This window comes from Bisbaumannia pacifica (assembly GCF_007989625.1).
GTDB lineage: Bacteria > Pseudomonadota > Gammaproteobacteria > Pseudomonadales > Halomonadaceae > Bisbaumannia > Bisbaumannia pacifica.
On record NZ_BJUK01000004.1, the window covers coordinates 13,318 to 31,693 of the forward strand.

Annotated in this window: 18 protein-coding genes; 14 read left to right on the plus strand and 4 right to left on the minus strand. The window is 70.2% G+C overall.

Annotation, left to right across the window (positions count from 1 at the left end; translation table 11 throughout):
• Positions 1 to 13 precede the first annotated feature (13 nt).
• A complete protein-coding gene (locus HPA02_RS02245) occupies positions 14 to 628 on the plus strand; it encodes a LysE family translocator (RefSeq protein ID WP_146801452.1) in 615 nt (204 codons plus the stop codon).
• Positions 629 to 713: 85 nt separating this feature from the next.
• Entirely contained in the window at positions 714 to 1,895 is a 1,182-nt protein-coding gene (locus tag HPA02_RS02250) for an EAL domain-containing response regulator (RefSeq protein WP_146801453.1), read from the plus strand.
• Positions 1,896 to 1,907: 12 nt separating this feature from the next.
• On the opposite strand, the gene HPA02_RS02255 is transcribed toward HPA02_RS02250, so the two are convergent.
• Both HPA02_RS02255 and HPA02_RS02260 read right to left on the minus strand, forming a co-directional pair.
• Positions 1,908 to 2,408, minus strand: coding sequence for a copper chaperone PCu(A)C (locus HPA02_RS02255; protein WP_146801454.1), 501 nt, complete (start codon positions 2,406 to 2,408; stop codon positions 1,908 to 1,910).
• Between the two features lie 84 nt (positions 2,409 to 2,492).
• On the minus strand, positions 2,493 to 4,142 hold the full coding sequence (locus tag HPA02_RS02260; protein ID WP_146801455.1) for an acyl-CoA dehydrogenase family protein: 1,650 nt from the start codon (positions 4,140 to 4,142) through the stop codon (positions 2,493 to 2,495).
• Positions 4,143 to 4,285: 143 nt separating this feature from the next.
• Between HPA02_RS02260 and HPA02_RS02265 the strand changes: the two genes are divergently transcribed.
• From HPA02_RS02265 to HPA02_RS02285, 5 genes are all read left to right on the plus strand, one after another.
• On the plus strand, positions 4,286 to 4,834 hold the full coding sequence (locus tag HPA02_RS02265) for an NUDIX hydrolase (protein ID WP_146801456.1): 549 nt from the start codon (positions 4,286 to 4,288) through the stop codon (positions 4,832 to 4,834).
• A complete protein-coding gene (locus HPA02_RS02270) occupies positions 4,831 to 5,769 on the plus strand; it encodes an AAA family ATPase (protein ID WP_146801457.1) in 939 nt (312 codons plus the stop codon). The genes HPA02_RS02265 and HPA02_RS02270 overlap by 4 nt, the downstream gene beginning before the upstream one ends.
• A gap of 14 nt (positions 5,770 to 5,783) precedes the next feature.
• The gene (locus HPA02_RS02275; RefSeq protein WP_146801458.1) at positions 5,784 to 6,707 is read left to right on the plus strand and encodes a DUF58 domain-containing protein; all 924 of its coding nucleotides are present in this window, start codon (positions 5,784 to 5,786) and stop codon (positions 6,705 to 6,707) included.
• A 76-nt stretch (positions 6,708 to 6,783) separates the two neighbouring features.
• The gene (locus HPA02_RS02280) at positions 6,784 to 8,847 is read left to right on the plus strand and encodes a transglutaminase TgpA family protein (protein WP_186809905.1); all 2,064 of its coding nucleotides are present in this window, start codon (positions 6,784 to 6,786) and stop codon (positions 8,845 to 8,847) included.
• A gap of 236 nt (positions 8,848 to 9,083) precedes the next feature.
• Positions 9,084 to 9,581 carry a glutathione peroxidase gene (locus HPA02_RS02285; protein ID WP_146801557.1) on the plus strand — a complete coding sequence of 166 codons (498 nt, stop codon included), beginning with the start codon at positions 9,084 to 9,086 and terminating at the stop codon, positions 9,579 to 9,581.
• Here HPA02_RS02285 and HPA02_RS02290 read toward each other — a convergent pair.
• On the minus strand, positions 9,578 to 9,985 hold the full coding sequence (locus HPA02_RS02290; protein ID WP_146801460.1) for a DUF7079 family protein: 408 nt from the start codon (positions 9,983 to 9,985) through the stop codon (positions 9,578 to 9,580). The two genes, HPA02_RS02285 and HPA02_RS02290, sit on opposite strands and share 4 nt — an antisense overlap.
• A 174-nt stretch (positions 9,986 to 10,159) precedes the next feature.
• Between HPA02_RS02290 and fabV the strand changes: the two genes are divergently transcribed.
• From fabV to HPA02_RS02305, 3 genes are all read left to right on the plus strand, one after another.
• Complete coding sequence (gene fabV, locus HPA02_RS02295; protein ID WP_146801461.1) at positions 10,160 to 11,356, plus strand: enoyl-ACP reductase FabV; 1,197 nt, start codon at positions 10,160 to 10,162, stop codon at positions 11,354 to 11,356.
• Between the two features lie 49 nt (positions 11,357 to 11,405).
• Positions 11,406 to 11,606 (plus strand): hypothetical protein, encoded by a 201-nt coding sequence (locus tag HPA02_RS02300; RefSeq protein ID WP_146801462.1) that lies wholly within the window; start codon positions 11,406 to 11,408, stop codon positions 11,604 to 11,606.
• A 130-nt stretch (positions 11,607 to 11,736) separates the two neighbouring features.
• Positions 11,737 to 12,717, plus strand: a complete 981-nt coding sequence (locus tag HPA02_RS02305; protein ID WP_186809906.1) for a GlxA family transcriptional regulator — start codon at positions 11,737 to 11,739, stop codon at positions 12,715 to 12,717.
• Between the two features lie 17 nt (positions 12,718 to 12,734).
• Here the strand turns inward: HPA02_RS02305 and HPA02_RS02310 are convergent, their stop codons facing one another.
• Positions 12,735 to 13,379, minus strand: coding sequence for a class I SAM-dependent methyltransferase (locus tag HPA02_RS02310; RefSeq protein WP_146801463.1), 645 nt, complete (start codon positions 13,377 to 13,379; stop codon positions 12,735 to 12,737).
• Positions 13,380 to 13,496: 117 nt separating this feature from the next.
• Here HPA02_RS02310 and HPA02_RS02315 point away from each other — a divergent pair, with 117 nt between their 5' ends.
• Genes HPA02_RS02315 through astD form a run of 4 tightly spaced genes read left to right on the plus strand, consistent with a single transcriptional unit; the run spans position 13,497 to position 18,318 of the window.
• Positions 13,497 to 14,711, plus strand: a complete 1,215-nt coding sequence (locus tag HPA02_RS02315; RefSeq protein WP_146801464.1) for an aspartate aminotransferase family protein — start codon at positions 13,497 to 13,499, stop codon at positions 14,709 to 14,711.
• A 47-nt stretch (positions 14,712 to 14,758) separates the two neighbouring features.
• A complete protein-coding gene (locus tag HPA02_RS02320) occupies positions 14,759 to 15,823 on the plus strand; it encodes an arginine N-succinyltransferase (protein ID WP_146801465.1) in 1,065 nt (354 codons plus the stop codon).
• Positions 15,823 to 16,839: an arginine N-succinyltransferase gene (gene astA, locus HPA02_RS02325; protein WP_146801466.1), complete on the plus strand. Its 1,017-nt coding sequence runs from the start codon at positions 15,823 to 15,825 to the stop codon at positions 16,837 to 16,839. Before HPA02_RS02320 ends, astA begins: the two co-directional genes overlap by 1 nt.
• 9 nt (positions 16,840 to 16,848) lie before the next feature.
• The gene (astD, locus tag HPA02_RS02330; protein ID WP_146801467.1) at positions 16,849 to 18,318 is read left to right on the plus strand and encodes a succinylglutamate-semialdehyde dehydrogenase; all 1,470 of its coding nucleotides are present in this window, start codon (positions 16,849 to 16,851) and stop codon (positions 18,316 to 18,318) included.
• Positions 18,319 to 18,376: the final 58 nt, after the last annotated feature.

Consider the following 18,376-nt stretch of genomic DNA (forward strand, 5'->3'; position numbering starts at 1 on the left):
GAGGAGAGGCAGGATGCCATTATCACTGTGGTTGTCATTGGCGGCGGTCTGCGCCATGGGGGCGGTATCGCCGGGGCCCAGCCTGGCCCTGGTGCTGCGCCATACCCTGGGCGGCGGTCGTGCGCCCGGGGTCACCGCGGCCGTCAGCCATGCCCTGGGGGTGGGGCTCTATGCGCTGCTGACCGTCTGGGGGCTGGGTGCCCTGGTGGCCCGCCAGCCGGCGCTGTTCCAGGCCATCACCTGGCTGGGGGCGGCCTACCTGGCCTGGCTGGGCATCAAGGCGCTGCGCGCCGGCCGCGGCGCGGCCCTGGCCGCCGAGGGCGTGGCCACCACGCCGCGCCAGGCGGCCAGGGAGGGGCTGTTGGTGGCCCTGGGCAACCCCAAGCTGATCCTCTTCTTCGTGGCCCTGCTGAGCCAGTTCGTCAGCCCCGAGATGTCGGTGGCCGCCAAGGCGCTGATCGTCGCCACCGCCATGATCATCGACGGCGGCTGGTACGCCCTGGTGGCGGTAGGGCTCTCCCATGGTCGGGTGCTGCCCTGGCTGCAGGCCCGGGCCCACTGGATCCACCGCATCACCGGGGTGCTGCTGCTGGGCCTGGCGATACGCGTGGTCTGGGGCCCCCTCTAGCGCCATCCTGCGTTGACGGGCCCGCCTGGCACCCCGGCCCGCTCCTGTTAGGCTGAATAGCGGGCCTATCCTGGGAGAGAAGGGCATGACGTCGACGCATCCTAACGAGGCGGCGGTACTGGACAGCGATCAGGACGTGGCCGCCTCCCTCTCCCTGCAGTTGCATACCCTGGGCATTCGCGCCCGTTACTATCGGAGTCGTCGGCGCCTGCTGGAGGAGCTGGACCGGCGGCGTCCGCAACTGGTGGTGCTGGCCCTGGAGCCGGGGCGCATCGATGGCATCGCCGTGCTGCGCGACCTGTCCCGGCTCGGCTATGTCGGCGCCGTGCTGCTGCTCAGTGGCGTCGAGCGCAAGGTGGTACGCATCGCCGAGCGGGTCGGCCGCACCCTGGGCCTGCTGATGCTCGACTCCCTGCCCAAGGCCTTTCGGCTGGCGGAGCTGCGGCAGCGCCTCGATGGCCTGCATCCCTTGCCCCGGGAGGCCTGGCAGGCCCCAGCGGCGCCACCGGCACGTACCGTGGAAGAGATCGAGCGGGCCCTGACCCAAGGCGAGTTCCTGGTTTACTACCAGCCCCAACTGGAGCTGGCCGGGCAGCGCATCAGCGGCGTCGAGGCCCTGGTGCGCTGGCGGCATCCCCGGCGGGGCATCCTGGTGCCGGGGCAGTTCCTGGGGGCCATGACGCTCGAGCAGTACCGCCGCTTGACCCGTTGCATGCTGACGGGCGTGATGGCGGACGTGGCGCGCTGGCCGACCCTGCAGGAGCTCGACAGCATCTCGGTGAACGTGACCCCCGAGGAACTGATGAGCGAGGAACTGCTGCTGCTGATGGAGGAGCTGCGCGCCGGCCTGGCCAAGGCGCCCCCCCTGGTGCTGGAGGTGACCGAGACCGCGGCCATGGACGACGAGCTGCTGGGCGGCGAGGTGGCGGCGCGACTGCATCTGCACGGCCTGGAGCTGGCCATCGATGACTTCGGGGTGGGCTTCTCCTCCCTGGCTCGGTTACAGATGCTGCCGGTCAGTGAGCTGAAGCTGGATCGCAGCTTCGTCAGCCACCTCCAGGAGGAGCCCCTGGATGCCGCCATCGTCGAGGCGGTGGCCCTGCTGGGGCGGCGCCTGGGGATCCGGGTGGTGGCGGAGGGCGTGGAATCCCTCGCCACCCTGGAGGCCCTGGCCCGCTATGGCTGCACCCATGCCCAGGGCTATGCCCTGGCCCCACCCATGCCGGCGGAGGCCCTGGCGGGGCTGCTGACCCGCCACGCGGGCTGAGGGCGTCACGACTCAGTGGTGGTGGGCGTCCGCCGCCTCGCTGCCTACCGACGCTTCCTCCACCCAGACCTCGACCTCGATGCTATCGCGCTCGGCGAACTCCAGGGTCAGTGGGAAGCGCTGGCCCACCGCCAGGGGGGCTTCCAGGTTGATCAGCATCAGGTGCTTACCGCCGCCGGGACGCATGGTCAGGGTCTCGCCGGGGGCGATCTCGAAGGCTTCCAGTTGGCGCATCACCATACGGTCCTCCGCCATGGTCATGTCATGCAGCTCCACCACCTCGCTGACCGGGCTGCTGGCGCCGATCAGGCGCGCCGGCTGCTCGCCCTCGACGCCGATATCCAGGTAGGCGGCGCCATTGGGCGCCCCCGGCGGCGTGGGCGTGGCGAAGGGGTGGGTGACACGCAGGTCCCCATGATGGGCCTCGTGGGCCAGGGCGGAAGGGGGCAGGGCGGCCAGGACTGTGGCGGCCAGACCGGCAGCGAGGCCGAGGCGAAGGGAAAGCGCGGGCATGATGCATCCTTGTCGTATGAGAGACGATAAGCTTAGTCGCGGCCCCAGCGTAACCAAGGCGGCGCTTTGTCGCACTCATCGCGCTCAAGGGCCGGGCAGCCGATCGAGGATCGGCGTCAGGGCCAGGTCGGCGGGCAGGCAGCCGTAGGCGGGGCTGGCCTCGCCCAGGCGGCTGCGACAGAAGCCCTCGGCCACCGCCGCCGGGACCCGGTCGAGCAGTAGCGCCGCCTGGGTGGCCTGGGCCAGGCGCTGGGTCAGCCAGCGGGCCCGGGGCTCCAGTGCCTCGGCGGGGCCGGCCAGCAGGCGGTGAATCTCCGCGAGGGCGCGATCATAGTCGCCCTGGCGACCCTGGGCCTTGGCCAGCAGGGCGAGCAGTGCCTCCAGGCTCCGGGGCTGGCGCCGGACCACCCGCAGCAGGTCCAGGCAGATCACGTTGCCGGAGCCCTCCCAGATGGAGTTGACCGGGGCCTCCCGATAAAGCCTGGCCAGGGGCGACTCCTCCACATAGCCGATGCCGCCCAGGCACTCCATGGCCTCGGCCATGAAGCCGGGCCCGAGGCGGTTATGCCAGTACTTGGCCAGGGTCGGCAGCAGCCGCGCCAGGGCCGCCTCCTCGTCGTCGTCGGCGGCGGCGTCGAAGGCCCGGGCGGCGCGCAGGCTAAGCACCACCCCGGCCTCCACCTCCAGGGCCAGGTCGGCGATCACCGCGCGCATCAGTGGCTGATCCGCCAGGCGCTTGCCGAAGGCGTGGCGGCCGCAGGCATGCTGCCAGGCACACACCAGGGCCTGGCGCATCATGCCCACCGGGGCGACGGCGGCGTCGAGGCGGGTCTGCTGGACCATCTCGAGAATGGTGGCGATACCGCGGCCCGGGTCGCCCACCGGCAGGGCCCAGGCGCCCCGGTACTCGATCTCCGCCGAGGCGTTGGCGCGGTTGCCGCACTTCTCCTTGAGGCGCTGCAGCTCGATGGCATTGCGTGTGCCGTCCGGGGTGAAGCGGGGCACCAGGAAGCAGCTCAGTCCCTTGCTCTGCTGGGCCAGGGTCAGGAAGCCGTCGGACATGGGGGCGCTGCAGAACCACTTGTGGCCGGTGAGGCGGTAGCCGTCGCCGTCGCGCTCGGCCCGGGTGGTGTTGGCGCGCACGTCGCTGCCGCCCTGCTTCTCGGTCATCGCCATGCCCAGGGTGGCGGCAGCCTTGTCGGCCAGGGGCAGGGCGCGGCCATCGTAATCGTGGGCCAGCAGCTTGGGCTGCCAGGTGGCGAGCACCTCGGGGGCGTGGCGCAGGGCGGGCAGGGCGGCATGGGTCATGGTGATCGGGCAGCAGAACCCCGGCTCCGCCTGGGTCAACAGATAGAGGGCCGCCACATGGGCCTGGTGGCCGCCGCGCCCCGCTTCCCGCCAGGCCACGGCATGCCAGCCACCGCGGCAGGCCAGCTCCATCAGCCGATGATAGGCGGGGTGATAGCGCACCTCGTCCAGGCGCCGTCCGTAACGGTCGAACAGGCGCAACTCCGGCGGGTGGCGATTGGCCGCCTCGCCCCAGGCCTGCACCTCGCGGCTGCCCACCGCTTGGCCGAGCGACGCCAGGCGCTCGGCGACCCAGGCCGGGGCCTCGTGGTTCAGGGCCTCGCGCAGCGGCAGGTCGTCGGCGAAGGCGTCCCGGTCGTCGTCCGCGGGCGGCTGATTCTCGACCGTATGGCTGGCCAGGGTCTCGCGGGGGGCAAAGTCGCGCATCGAGGCGCTCCTAAAGCGATGGGCCTGCCCCCAGGATAGCCCCTGGGCAAGAGACTCGGCCGCTGGCCCATTTCGACTCCCGCTCTTTCTGGCCCTATGGGCGGGGACTGAGTAGGCTGAGGGGAGATCCACAGGAGAGTCCGATGACCGCCGATATTGCTTCGACCCTGGCCCTGCCCGAGCCGGTGATCGCCGATGAGTCCATCCAGTTGGTGGACGCTCGCAACCGCCCCTGTGGCAGTGCCCCCCGGGCGCTGATGCGGCGCTTTCGCTTCTGGCATCGGGCCACCTATGTGGTGGTGCTCAATGGCCGCGGCGAGCTCTGTGTGCAGCGCCGTACCCTGATCAAGGAGGTCTTCCCCGGCCACCTGGACCTGGCCGCCGGGGGCGTGGTGGGTGCCGGCGAGGCGGAGCATGTGGCGGCCCGCCGCGAGCTCGCCGAGGAGCTGGGGATCCGCGGCGTGGCGCTGCGGCCCTGTGGCGGCTTCCGTTATGTGGAGGGCGGCCACCATATCTTCGGCAGCCTCTTCCTGGTGCGCTACGACGGGCCTTTGACGCTTCAGGCCGAAGAGGTGGCGGAGGCCTTCTGGCTGCCCCTGGACGAGGCCCTGGCCCTGGACTCGGTGACCCCGGACACCCGTCGCGCCATCGAGGCGCTGCGGCGCCTTGGCCTGCTGGAGTCGCCGGCATGAATCGGCCCTTGGCGCCGCCGCTGAGCGAGGCGCGCCTGGCCCGGGTGGCCGAGGCCCTGGCCCAGGTGGTGCGTGGCAAGCCCCGGGAGGTGCGCCTGGCGTTGTGTTGCCTGCTATGCCGGGGCCACCTGCTGATCGAGGACCTGCCGGGGCTGGGCAAGACCACCCTGGCCCAGGCCCTGGCCCGGGTCACCGGCTTGGCGATGCAGCGCATCCAGTTCACCAGCGACCTGCTGCCGGCGGACGTGCTGGGGGTCTCGGTGTTCGATCCCCGGGACGCCAGTTTCCGCTTCCATCCCGGCCCCATCTTCCATGGCCTGGTGCTGGCCGACGAGATCAACCGCGCCACCCCCAAGACCCAGAGCGCCCTGCTCGAGGCGATGGAGGAGGGGCAGGTGACCATCGAGGGCGAGACCCGTGCCCTGCCCGACCCCTTCTTCGTCATCGCCACCCAGAATCCCCAGGAGCAGTCGGGGACCTTCCCGCTACCGGAGTCGCAGCTGGATCGCTTCCTGATGCGCCTCTCCCTGGGCTACCCCGATGCCAGGGCGGAGCGCGAGATCCTCAAGGGCGAGGCGGGGCGGGGGCGTCTCTATGAGCTCGCCGCCCTGCTCGACGCCGAGACCCTGCGCGGCTGGCAGGCGCGGGTCGCCGAGGTGCATGCCTCCGATAGCCTGCTCGACTATGTGCAGGCTTTGGCCAAAGCCAGCCGCGAGCACGCCGAACTGCCCTGGGGGCTCTCCACCCGGGGCGTGCTGGCTCTGCTGCATGCGGCCCGGGGCTGGGCCCTGCTGGAGGGGCGCGATCATGTATTGCCGGAGGACGTCCAGGCGGTCTGGGTGCCGGTGGTGGGCCACCGCTTCAGCGAGGCGCGCCGGGAGGAGGGCGAGGGCCTGGCCTGGCAACTGCTCACCGCGGTACCGGTGCTGGGCTAGCCATGATGCTGGGCATGGCGGCCCGAGCCTCCTTGCGGCAGCGCTGGCGGCGTCGCCTGGCCACCCCCCAGGGGCAGCCACTGCACCAGCGCCGCCTCTTCCTGCTGCCCACCGTCTTCGGCCTGGGCTGGGCCACCCTGGTGCTGGTGCTGTTGCTGTTCGGCATCAACTACCAGAACAACCTCGCCTATGGCCTGGCCTTCTGGCTCTTCGCCATCGCCCTGGTGGCGCTGTGGCGGGGCTGGCGCAACCTGCACGGCATCCGCGTCACCCTGCGCTCGCCCCAGGAGGTCTTCGCCGGCGGCGAGGCGCGCCTGGGGGTGCATCTCCAGGCGCCCCGGGCCCGTCAGGGCATCCAGCTGCGCCTGGGAGGCGACCCGGTGACCTGCGTGATCGAGCACGGCGAGGGCCAGGCCCAGCTGACCCTGCCGGCGGCGCGCCGTGGCTGGCAGCCCTTGCCGCTGCTGCGCCTGCACAGCGACTGGCCCCTGGGGCTGGTGCGGGTGCTGGCCTGGGTGGCCCCGGGCGATCCGCTGCTGGTCTATCCGGCGCCCCAGGACGAGGCGTCCCGTAGCTCCCGGGACGACGGGGAAGGGCAGGAGGAACGCGACTTCAGCGGACTGCGCCGCTATGTGCCCGGCGATAACCCCTCCCGGCTGGCCTGGAAGCAGTGGAGCCGCACCGGCATGCTGGCCACCAAGCAGTTCAGCCGGCCGCCGCGGCGGGTGCTGTGGCTCGATTACGACGAGGCGCCGGGGGACCCCGAGCGCCGCCTCGCCTGGTTGTGTGCCCGGGTGCTGGCCCATCACCGCGCCGGCGACGCCTATGGCCTGCGCCTGCCCGGGGTGACCCTGACCCCGGACGGCGGCGATGCTCAGCGCCGTCGCGCCCTGCGTGCCCTGGCCTTATGGAGACAGACCCCAGAGGTGAGCCCATGAGCGCGGCCCCGCTCGCATGGCGCCGTCGATCATGGCGTGCCCTGGCCTTATGGAGGCAGACCCCAGAGGCGAGCCCATGAGCGCCGCTCCGGTAATACTGGCGGATGGCCGCTCGTTGTCGGCGGCCATGTTGCGCCAGCTGTTTATCGGCCAGTGCCTGGTGGTGGCCCTGCACCTGGCCTGGATGCCGCCCTGGTTGCTGGGGGTGGCCCTGGCCGCCGCCGGCTGGCGCTATCTGCAACTGCGCGACCGGGTGCCCCGGGCCAGTATCCTGCTGCGGCTGACCGCGGTAGTCGGCGTGCTGGCGGCGCTGTGGGTGGAGTTCGGCAGCCTGCACGGCATGGATGGCCTGATCGGCGTGTTGCTGGGCATCTACCTGCTCAAGTTGCTGGAGACCCACAATCGTCGCGATGCCCGGGTGGTGATCTGCATCGGCTTCGTGGCCATGACGGTAGCCTTTCTCCACGACCAGGGCGTGCTGATGACGATCGGCGCCCTGGTGGCGGCGGTCTGGCTGCTGCAGTCCCTGGTGGGGCTGGCTGGGGCCGCCCAGCCCGCGAGCCGCTGGCGCGAGACCCTGTGGCTGGCGGGGCTGTCGCTGCCACTGATGGTGGTGCTCTTCTTGGGCTTCCCGCGGCTGGGGCCGCTATGGAGCATGCCGCAGACGGAGCGCGCCGCCACCGGCCTCACCGAGGAGATCGCTCCCGGCGATATCGCCGAGCTGTCGCGCAGCGATGCCCGGGCCTTCCGGGCGCGCTTCGAGGGCCGCGAGCCGCGCCCCGACGAGCGCTACTGGCGGGTCTATACCCTGTCGCGCTTCGATGGCGAGCGCTGGTCGCGGCTGACTCCGGCGGAGCTGGCCCGGGCCCTGGGCCGGGCGGAGGAGCGCCTGGCGGTGCCGGCCACCCGCTCACCCTTCGCCGACGGGGCGCCGACGCGCTTCCGCGCCGAGCTGCTGCTGGAGCCCGATAGCCGACCCTGGCGCCCCTCCCTGGGCGCCCCCCTGGCCAGCGACGTGCGCCAGCGCTACCTCACCGATGGCACCCTGGAGGGGCTGGAGCCCCTGGCCGGGCGCAGCCTGCTGCGCCTGGCCAGCAGCGGTGAGGCCCCGGCCCATGCCGACCCCGTGGGACCGGCCTGGTACACCCGGCTCCCCGAGGGCACCAACCCGCGCAGCCGGGAACTGGCCCGGCGCCTGTGGCAAGCGGCGGGCGGTGACTCCCAGGCCTATCTGGCGGCGCTGATAGCACGTTTCGGCGAGGCCCCCTTCCGCTATACCCTGGCCCCGCCGCGGCTCACCGGGCGCGATCGGGTCGACGAGTTTCTCTTCACGAGCCGGGCCGGTTACTGCACGCATTACGCCTCCGCCACCGCGGTGATGGCCCGGGCGGTGGGCATCCCGACGCGCATCGTGGTGGGCTTCCTGGGCGGCGAGCGCCATCCCGACGGCCATTACACGGTGCGTGACTATGACGCCCACGCCTGGACCGAAGTATGGCTCGACGGCACCTGGCGGCGCCTCGATCCCACCGCCGCCATCGCCCCGGAGCGTATCGAGGAGGGGCCCCAGGCGGTGAATGACGCCGACCAGGCCTACCTGGCCAATGCGCCCTTCTCGCCGCTGCGGCTGCGGGAAGTGAGCTGGCTCAACCAGGCGCGCCTGGAGTGGGAGCGCCTGGAATATCGCTGGCAGCGCGGCGTGGTGGGTTATCAGCAGCAGCGCCGGGAGGCGGTGCTGGCCCGGCTGCAGCAATGGTGGGGCGAGGCCTGGTCCCGCCTGACCACGGGCATTCGCGGCCCACTGCTAGTGGTGCTGTTGGTGGGGCTAGGCGGGGGGGGCGTCCTGGCGCTACGCCGGGGCTGGCCGCGTTTCCGGGCGCGGCGCCATGAAGCCTGGCTGATGCGCCGCCTGCAGGCCTGGCTGGCTCGGCGCGGCCAGGGCGTGCGTCCCGGTGAATCGCCGGCGGCCCATCTGCGTCGGGTGGCTGCCGAGGGACTGGCGCCGGCGCCCCTGGACGAGGCGGCCCGGGCCTATGAGCGCCTGGCCTATGCGCGGTTGAGCGAGGCGGAACGCCAGCAGCGCCGCGATCAGTTGGCCCGGGCCTGTCGGCGTATTAGACAGCAATGGCCGCGCCGCTAGGGAAACACTGCATAAATGTCTGCGCGGGCAAATCACTGCGTTGCGCGCTGCTCGACATCCTCACCTAGTACTGCATAGGCTCCGGTGTCTGCGCTGCGGGCGCCTGGTGCTTCATCCTGCTCGCCGATTTATTCAGCGATTTCCCGGCTCGAGTGGCGGGGCGAGGGTCACGGCAAGGGTGGCATCGCCCGCGGCGTCATGGCATCTTGGAATTTCTTGAACTGCGGGCCTGCGGCATGTCGCTCTACGATATCGATTGCCATACCCATCTCGGCGAACCCTTCAACCTGCGCGCCCTGCGCGGTCAGGTACTGTTGATCACCAATGTGGCCAGTCGCTGTGGCTTCACGCCCCAGCTCGAGGAGCTGGAGGCCCTCTATCGGGGCTATCGCGACCAGGGCTTTATGGTGCTGGGCTTTCCCTGCAACCAGTTCGCCCGCCAGTCGCCGGAGTCGGCTCGCGATTTCTGCGCCTTCTGCGGCCGGGAGTACCGGGTCACCTTCCCGCTGATGGAGAAGGTCAAGGTCAATGGCGCCGCGGCCCATCCACTGTTTCTCGAGCTGCGCCGCCAGGCGCCGGGGGTGCTGGGCAGTACCCTGATCAAGTGGAACTTCACCAAGTTCCTGGTGGGCCGCGATGGCCAGGTACTGGCGCGCTTCGCGCCCCGGGACGGCCAACGGGTGATTCGCCCCGCCCTGGAGCGGGCCCTGGAGAGCCCCTTCGCCACCGACTAGTCGGCCCGCTCGGCGCCCGGTGCCGCCTCGTCCTCGGCCAGCTGCACCCGCATCATCAACTCCTGCCAGCGGTGGCGGGTCATCATGGTGGTCAGCCCCGAGAAGAGCGCCCAGCACTGGCGTCGCCAGCCGCGCAGGCGGCGATTGTGGGCCACCAGCTGACGCAACAGCCGCGTCTCGTCGAAGGCCCGCCACTCCCCGGCCACCGACATCTGGTGCCGCGACAGCACCGGGGCCAGTTCCAGGCGGAAGACCCACTCCAACTGCCTGAGGGTGAGGCCGCTGCGCCGGACTACCGCCACCATGCGGGCATAGTCCCGCTCGCCGGGCTCGCGATCGAGCCAGAGCGGGGCCAGCACCAACCAGAGGTCGCGGCGCTCCTCGACCAGTGTCTCGATATCCATCCTGACTACCTGTTAAGCGGTGCGCCCGTCGGGCGCCTTGCCGGCATCTTCGTTGATATGGCCGCCCTGCTCAAGGGCGGACAGCCCGGCGGCGAGTCGGTAGAATGGCCGTATTACTCGGCGTGGCCGGCAGGCGGCCGCGAAGGATCGAACAGCAAGAAGTCGAGGTCAGTCGTGATCATCAAACCCAAGGTTCGCGGTTTTATCTGCACCACCACCCATCCCGTCGGCTGCGAGCAGAACGTGCTCGAGCAGATCGAGGCGACCCGTGCCCGGGGCCTCGACAAGGCCGCCGGTCCCAAGAAGGTGCTGGTGATCGGCGCCTCCAGTGGCTACGGCCTGGCGGCTCGCATCACCGCGGCCTTCGGCTATGGCGCCGACACCCTGGGGGTGTTCTTCGAGAAGCCCGGCACCGAGAAGAAGCCCGGCACCGCCGGTTGGTACAACTCCGCCGCCTTCGACAAGTTCGCCAAGGCCGAGGGCCTCTACAGCAAGGCGATCAATGGCGACGCCTTCTCCCATGAGGTGCGGGCCAAGGCCATCGAGCTGATCAAGGAAGACCTCGGCCAGGTCGACCTGGTGGTCTACTCCCTGGCCTCGCCGGTGCGCAAGCTGCCCGACAGCGGCGAGCTCAAGCGCTCCAGCCTCAAGCCGATCGGCGAGACCTACCGCGCCACCGCCATCGACACCAACAAGGATGCCATCATCGAGGCCGAGGTGGAGCCCGCCACCCAGGAGGAGATCGAGGACACCATCACCGTGATGGGCGGCGAGGACTGGGAGCTGTGGATCGATGCCCTGGACAAGGCCGGCGTGCTGGCGCCGGGCGCCCGCAGCGTGGCCTTCAGCTATATCGGCACCGAGATCACCTGGCCGATCTACTGGCATGGGGCGCTGGGCAAGGCCAAGGAGGACCTGGATCGCGCCGCCGGCGAGATCGACCGTCGTCTGGCCGCCTCCGGCGGCGGCGCCAACGTGGCGGTGCTCAAGTCGGTGGTCACCCAGGCCAGCGCCGCCATCCCGGTGATGCCGCTGTATATCGCCATGGTCTACCGGGTGATGAAGACCCAGGGCCTTCACGAGGGCACCATCGAGCAGCTCAACCGGCTGTTCGGCGAGCGTCTTTACGGCGGCAGCGCCGAGACCGACGAGGCGGGCCGTCTGCGCCTCGACGACTGGGAACTGCGCGACGACGTCCAGCAGGCCTGCAAGGACCTCTGGCCCAAGGTCACCACTGAGAATCTCTTCGAGATTACCGACTATGCTGGGTATAAGCATGAATTCCTGAAGCTCTTCGGCTTCGAGCGCGACGACGTGGACTACGATGCCGACGTCGACCCGGTGGCGGAATTCGATGTGATCAGCGTCTGATCGGTGCCTCGGCGCCGGTCGGCAAGTGCAACTGGCGCGGAGGCTCGCGATGGATACTCGTGAAAGCAAGACCCCGGAAGAGGAACGTCAACACCTCAAGGAAGTCAGGCAGCCGGAGGATTACAGCAATCCCGAACCCGACGAGGATCAACCCGAGGCCCGGGAGTCGGCCCATGGCGTGCACCGGGTCCTGCTGATCGCCATCGTGGTGGGTATCATCGCGGTGGGCTTCTTCCTCTTCGGTCGCTGATCGCCATCGCAGGCCGCCCTCCGGGGCGGCCTTTGTGCTTCTGGGACGGCTTTTTCTCTCGGCTCGTCCCGTCGCTTTCTCCCCCGTGGCAATTGGGTAAGATGGTGGGTTCCGCGATCGGAGTCTGCCCATGCACGATGCCCCCTTTTCCAGCGCCAACCTCGGACACCCCCGCCGTGTGGGGGCGGTGATGCTCCCGGGCTTCTCGCTGCTGGCCCAGGCCTGTGCCCTGGAACCCCTGGTGGTGGCCAACCAGCTCGCCGGGCGACGCCTCTACGAGCTGCATAGCCTGGGCCTGGATGGCCGGGAGGTCGGCAGTGTTGCCGAGGTGGCGCTGCTGCCCGGCGAGCGCATCGACGAGCTGGACGCGGTCCCGGACCTGTTGCTGGTCTGCGCTCCCTCGCCCCTGGCGGGTAGCCTGGCGCCGTCCCTGGACGAGTGGCTGCGGCGGCTGGCGCGGGGCGGGGTGGTGCTGGGCGGCATCGCCGGCGGCGCCGAGGTGCTGGCTCGGGCCGGGGTGCTGGACGGCTACCGGGCGACCCTGCCCTGGCAGCGCTTCGACGCCTTCGCTCGGGATTACCCCCGGGTGCGGCTCTCCCACCAGCTGTTCGAGATCGATCGGGATCGCCTGACCTGCGGCGGCGGCACCGCCGCCATGGACATGATGATGACCCTGATCGGCATGCAGCACGGCCAGCCCCTGGCCGAGGCGGTCTCCGAGCACTTCGTGCTGGAGCGCATCCGCATGGCCGACGAGCCCCAGCATGTGCCGCTGCGCTCGCGGCTGGGCCATGCCCCCCAGAGCCTGATCGATGCGGTGACCCTGATGGAGGCCAATATCGAGGAGCCGCTGACCACCCACGAGCTGGCCGAGCACCTGGGGATCTCCCGGCGCCAACTGGAGCGACTGTTCAAGAAGTACCTGCAGGCGGTGCCCAGCCGCTACTACCTCAACCTGCGCCTGCAGCAGGCCCGCAAGCTGCTGCGGGAGAGCGACCAGGCGGTGGGGGAGATCGCCCTGCAGACCGGCTTCTCCTCCGGCGCTCACTTTTCCACCGCCTATCGCAATCATTTCGGCATCACGCCCCGGGAAGAGCGCCTTACCGCCTGAGGCTCGGCTTGCCGGGCCTAGTCGTCGTCCTCGCCTGACGGGGGATCGGCCTTGCGGGCCCGCAGGGCGCGGAACAGCGAACCCATCAGCACCGGCCGGTCGGCCTCGATCACGAAACCGGCGCCTTCCAGCAGCGGCCGGGCCTGGCGGGTGATATCGGTGGCGATGGCGCGGGTCACCAGGTTGAGGGCGCGCCGCCCGAGGCCGGCGGGCCGCTCATCGGCCTGGAACTTGTCCATCACCGCGAGCCTCCCCGAGTCGCGCAGTACCCGATGGGCCTCGGCCAGGCCCCGTTCGGGGGCCGGCATCACCGCCAGGATCAGGTGCATTACCACCACGTCGAAGTGCCGGTCCGGGTAGTCCAGGTCGGCGGCATCCATCACCCGACAGTGCACTTCCCGGCCCAGCGCCTCGGCGCGGCGAGCGATTCGTCGTACCATGGCCGGTGACAGGTCGGTGGCATGCACCTCGGCGTCCTCCGGTAGCCAGGGCAGGTCGAGGCCGGTGCCGGCCCCCACCAACAGCACCCGGGCCCGGGGCGGCCACGCCAGTTGGGCCAGGGCCAGTTGGCGTGGCCGCCGTAAGGCGCGCGCGGCCACGGCGTCATAGATCGGCGCGTAGAGGCCGTAGCGCAGACGATTCCAGGTCGTGGCATCGAACATCGCAGTCCTCGTCACCCTAACCGCTTTTGATAATTCGCCGTCCCATCGATGAAAGCTTCCTTGGGCCGGCGTCCCTATACTCCCATGATCGAGCATTCCCACAGGATGGAGAAGACCATGAGCTATACCCCGACTCGCAGCGACTTCGACCAGTACATGGTGCCCAACTACGCCCCCCAGCAGGTGATTCCGGTGCGTGGCGAGGGCAGCCGCCTGTGGGACCAGCAGGACCGCGAGTACATCGACTTCGCCGGCGGGATCGCCGTCAACGCCCTGGGGCACTGCCATCCGGTGCTGGTGGAGGCCCTCAAGGCCCAGGCCGATAAGCTCTGGCATCTCTCCAACGTCTACACTAACGAGCCGGCCCTGGCCCTGGCCAAGTCCCTGGTGGAGCGCACCTTCGCCGACAAGGCCTACTTCTGCTCCTCCGGCGGCGAGGCCAACGAGGCGGCCCTGAAGCTGGCCCGTCGCTGGGCCCATGACACCCATGGCGCCCACAAGGACAAGATCATCTCCTTCCGCCAGTCCTTCCATGGCCGCACCTTCTTCACCGTCAGCGTCGGCGGCCAGCCCAAGTACTCCCAGGGCTTCGGGCCGGTGCCCGGCGGCATCCTGCATGCCGAGTTCAACGACCTGGAGAGCGTCCGCGCGCTGGTCGGCGACGACACCTGCGCCATCATGGTCGAGCCGATGCAGGGCGAGGGCGGCATCGTGCCGGCCACCCCGGAGTTCCTCCAGGGCCTGCGCGATCTGTGTGATGCCAACGACGCCCTGCTGATCTTCGACGAGGTGCAGACCGGCGTCGGCCGTACCGGCAAGCTCTACGCCTACATGAACTATGGCGTCACCCCGGACATCCTGACCACCGCCAAGTCTCTGGGCGGCGGCTTCCCGGTGGGCGCCATGCTGACCACCGACAAGGTGGCGCCGTCCCTGGCCATCGGTACCCATGGGTCCACCTACGGCGGTAATGCCCTGGCCTCCGCCGTGGCCCTGGCCGCCGTGGAGACCATCGACACTCCCGAGGTGCTGGGCGGCGTCGAGGAGCGCCACGCCCTGTTCCGCGAGCTGCTCGAGGCGATCAACCGCAAGCACGGCCTCTTCAAGGAGGTGCGCGGCATGGGCCTGCTGATCGGTGCCCAGATGGCCGATGCCTGGGAAGGTCGCGCCAAGGACATCCTGCCGCTGGCCATCGAGGAGGGCGTGATGGCCCTGATCGCCGGCCCCAATGTACTGCGCATGGCGCCCTCCCTGGTGATCCCCGAGGCGGATATCCGCGAGGGCATGGCTCGCCTCGAGCGCGCCATCGATCGCCTCGTCGCCCAGGGATGAGGTCGCCCATGCCCGAGCATCAACCCCTGTCCCCTGGAGGACTCGCCATGCTGGTCGTACGCCCCGTGCGGCCGGCGGACCTGCCGGCCCTAGAGCGGCTGGCGGGCTCCGCCACGCCGCGGCTGACCAACCTGCCGGCCCATCGTGACCGGCTGGAGGAGCGCATCACCCGCTCGCAACGCGCCTTCGGCCGTGAGGTCGATTTCCCGGGTGACGAGCACTACACCTTCGTGATCGAGGATCGCGAGCGCGACGAGGTGGTGGGCACCGCCACCATCCGCGCCCAGGCGGGGGCCAACGAGGCCTACTACACCTACCGCCAGGAGACGCTGATCCACGCCTCCCAGCAGCTCAACGTGCGCCGCGAGGTGCAGACCCTGTCGCTCTCCCACGAGGTCTCCGAGGCGACCCTGCTGTGCGCCCTCTCCCTGGACGAGCGCTACAAGGGCACCAGCGCCGAGAGCCTGCTGCGTCGCGCGCGACTGATGTTCATCGCCCAGTACCCGGAGCGCTTCGCCGAGATCCTGGCGGTGGCCTTCCCCGGCTTCCTGGATGCCGAGGGCGAGTCGCCGTTCTGGAACAGCGTGGGCAACCACTTCTTCGCCCGCGGCTACCAGGACATCAACCATATCGCCGGGGTGCGCTCGAAGAGCTTCATCGCCGAGGTGATGCCGCAGTTCCCGCTCTACTTGCCGCTGCTCACGCCCCAGGCGCGGGCCGCCATCGGCCGCGAGCACCCGGCCCACGAGACGCCCATGCAGGAGATGCTGGCGGAGGGCTTCGTGCGCTCCCGTCATGTGGACATCTTCGACGCCGGCCCGGTGATCAAGGGCGAGCGGGAGCGCCTGGAGACCTTCCGTCGCGCCGCCTGGCATCCCGTGCGGGTGCGCCCGGCGGCCAGCCTGCCGGACGCTGAGCCGGCGATGATCGCCAACCAGAAACTGGGCGAGTTCCGCTGCGTGGTGGCCCGTTATGCGCTCTCGCCCACCGGCCAGTTGATGCTGTCGCCGGAGCACGCCGAGGTGCTCGGCGTGGAGGAAGGTCGCGCGGTGCTGGCGGCCCCCCTGGCCCTACCCGCCGTGGATGACGTCTATGACGAGGGAGAGCTGTGATGCGTATTCGTCCCATCGCCCGTGATGACCTGGACGGTCTCCAGGCCCTGGCCCAGCAGACCGGGGTCGGCTTCACCTCGCTGCCCGACAACCGCGACTTCCTGGCCGGCAAGATCGAGGCCGCCGCCAGCGCCTTCGAGGAGCGCACCCCGGTCGACGACCGCCTCTACTTCTTCGTCCTCGAGGACGAGGCGAGCGGCGAGCTGGCCGGCTGCTGCGCGGTGGTCGGCCAGGTCGGCCACGACGCCCCCTTCTACAACTACCGCCTGGGGACCCTGGCCCACTCCTCGGTGCAGCTCGACCTGCACCGCACCATCGATACGCTCTTCCTGAGCTCCGATCACACCGGTGACGCCGAGGTCTGCTCGCTCTACCTGCGCCCCGAGTACCGCAAGGACCGCAACGGCACCCTGCTCTCCAAGGCGCGCTGGCTGTTCATGGCGCAGTTCCGCGACCGCTTCCCGGACAAGGTGCTGGCGGAGATGCGCGGGCGCTTCGACGAGAATGGCATCAGCCCCTTCTGGCAGTGCCTGGGCAGCCACTTCTTCCCCATGGACTTCAACGAGGCGGACCGCCTCACCGGCCTGGGACAGAAGAGCTTTATCGGCGAGCTGATGCCCAAGTTCCCCATCTACACGACCTTCCTCAGCGAGGAGGCCCGGGAGTGCATCGGCCAGGTCCACGAGCACACCCGCCCGGCCCTGGAGATGCTCAAGAAGGAAGGGCTGCGCTGGGAAGGCTTTATCGACATCTTCGACGGCGGCCCCACCGTCGAGGCCTATATCGACGACGTACGCGCGGTGCGCACCTCGCGGCTCTGTCAGGTGGAAGTGGTAGCGAGTGCCGAGAGCGACGAGCGCCCCGGCTGGCTCGCCTCCAGCACCTCGATGCTGGACTTCCGCGCCGGTTGGGTGGGGCGTGGCCCCAGCGCCGAGGATGTCATCGTATTGACCGAGGAGGAGTCGCGCCGGCTGGGTGTCGGCGCGGGCGATTCCCTCCGCCTACTCGAGACTTAGGAGAGACGCATGCAGGCCAAGCAGCAACAGTTGATCGGCGGCACCTGGCTCGACGGCGAAGCGGAGGCGCTTGCCAAGACCGACCCGGTGTCCGGCCAGACCCTCTGGGAGGGCCGCTGTGCCGCTCCTACCCAGGTGGAGGCGGCGGTGGCCGCCGCCCGCGCCGCCTTCCCGGCCTGGGCCCAGACCCCCTTCGCCGAGCGCCAGGCGCTGGTGGAGCGCTTCCGCGAGGTGCTGGAACACCACCGGGAAGCCCTGGCCACGGCCATCGCCGGCGAGACCGGCAAGCCGTTGTGGGAGGCGCGCACCGAGGTGGGCGCGATGATCGGCAAGGTGGCCCTGTCGATTCGCGCCTACGAGGAACGCACCGGCGAGCGTCAGCGCGACCTGGGCGACGCCAAGGCAGTGCTGCGCCATCGGCCCCATGGGGTGATGGCGGTCTTCGGCCCCTACAACTTCCCCGGTCACCTGCCCAACGGGCACATGGTGCCGGCGCTGCTGGCCGGCAACACCGTGGTCTTCAAGCCCAGCGAGCAGACCCCGCTGACCGCCGACCTGGCCCTGCAGTGCTGGCGCGAGGCGGGCCTGCCCGACGGCGTGATCAACCTGGTGCAGGGCGCGGCCCCGGTGGGTCAGGCCCTGGCCTCGGCGCCGGATATCGACGGCCTGCTGTTCACCGGCAGCGCCAAGGTGGGCGGCCTGCTGCACAAGCAGTTCGCCGGCCAACTGGACAAGATCCTCGCCCTGGAGCTGGGCGGCAACAACCCGCTGGTGATCAAGGACGTGCCGGATCAGGACGCCGCCGTGCTAACCATCCTGCAGTCCGCCTTCCTCTCCGGCGGCCAGCGCTGTACCTGCGCCCGACGCCTGATGGTGCCCGAGGGCGAGGTGGGCGATCGACTGATCGAGGCCCTGGTCTCGGCCATCGACAAGCTACGGGTGGCCGGCCAGTTCAGCGAGCCCGCGCCCTTCTACGGCGGCCTGGTCAGCGTGGCCGCCGCCGATGGCCTGCTCAAGGCCCAGGACGAGCTCGAGGCCCTGGGCGGCAGCGTGCTCTCGCGCATGCGCCGCCTGGAGGAGAACACCAGCCTGCTGAGTCCGGCGCTGATCGATGTCACCGGCCTGCCGGTGCCCGACGAGGAGCACTTCGGCCCGCTGCTCAAGGTGTATCGCTACCGCGACTGGGACGAGGCCCTGCGCCTGGCCAACGACACCCGCTACGGCCTCTCCGCCGGCCTGATCGGCGGCGAGCGCGCTGACTGGGACGACTTCCTGCTGCGTATCCGCGCCGGCATCGTCAACTGGAACCGCCAGACCACCGGCGCCTCCGGTGACGCGCCCTTCGGCGGCGTCGGCGACAGCGGCAACCACCGCCCCAGTGCCTACTATGCGGCGGATTACTGCGCCTATCCGGTGGCCTCGGTGGAGGCCGATGACCTGGCACTGCCCGATTCACTGCCGCCGGGGGTGAGTCTATGAGTGAGTCTATGAGTCGCTGCTTGATTCAGGCTGCCGCCATGCGGGGCTCTCTGGCCCT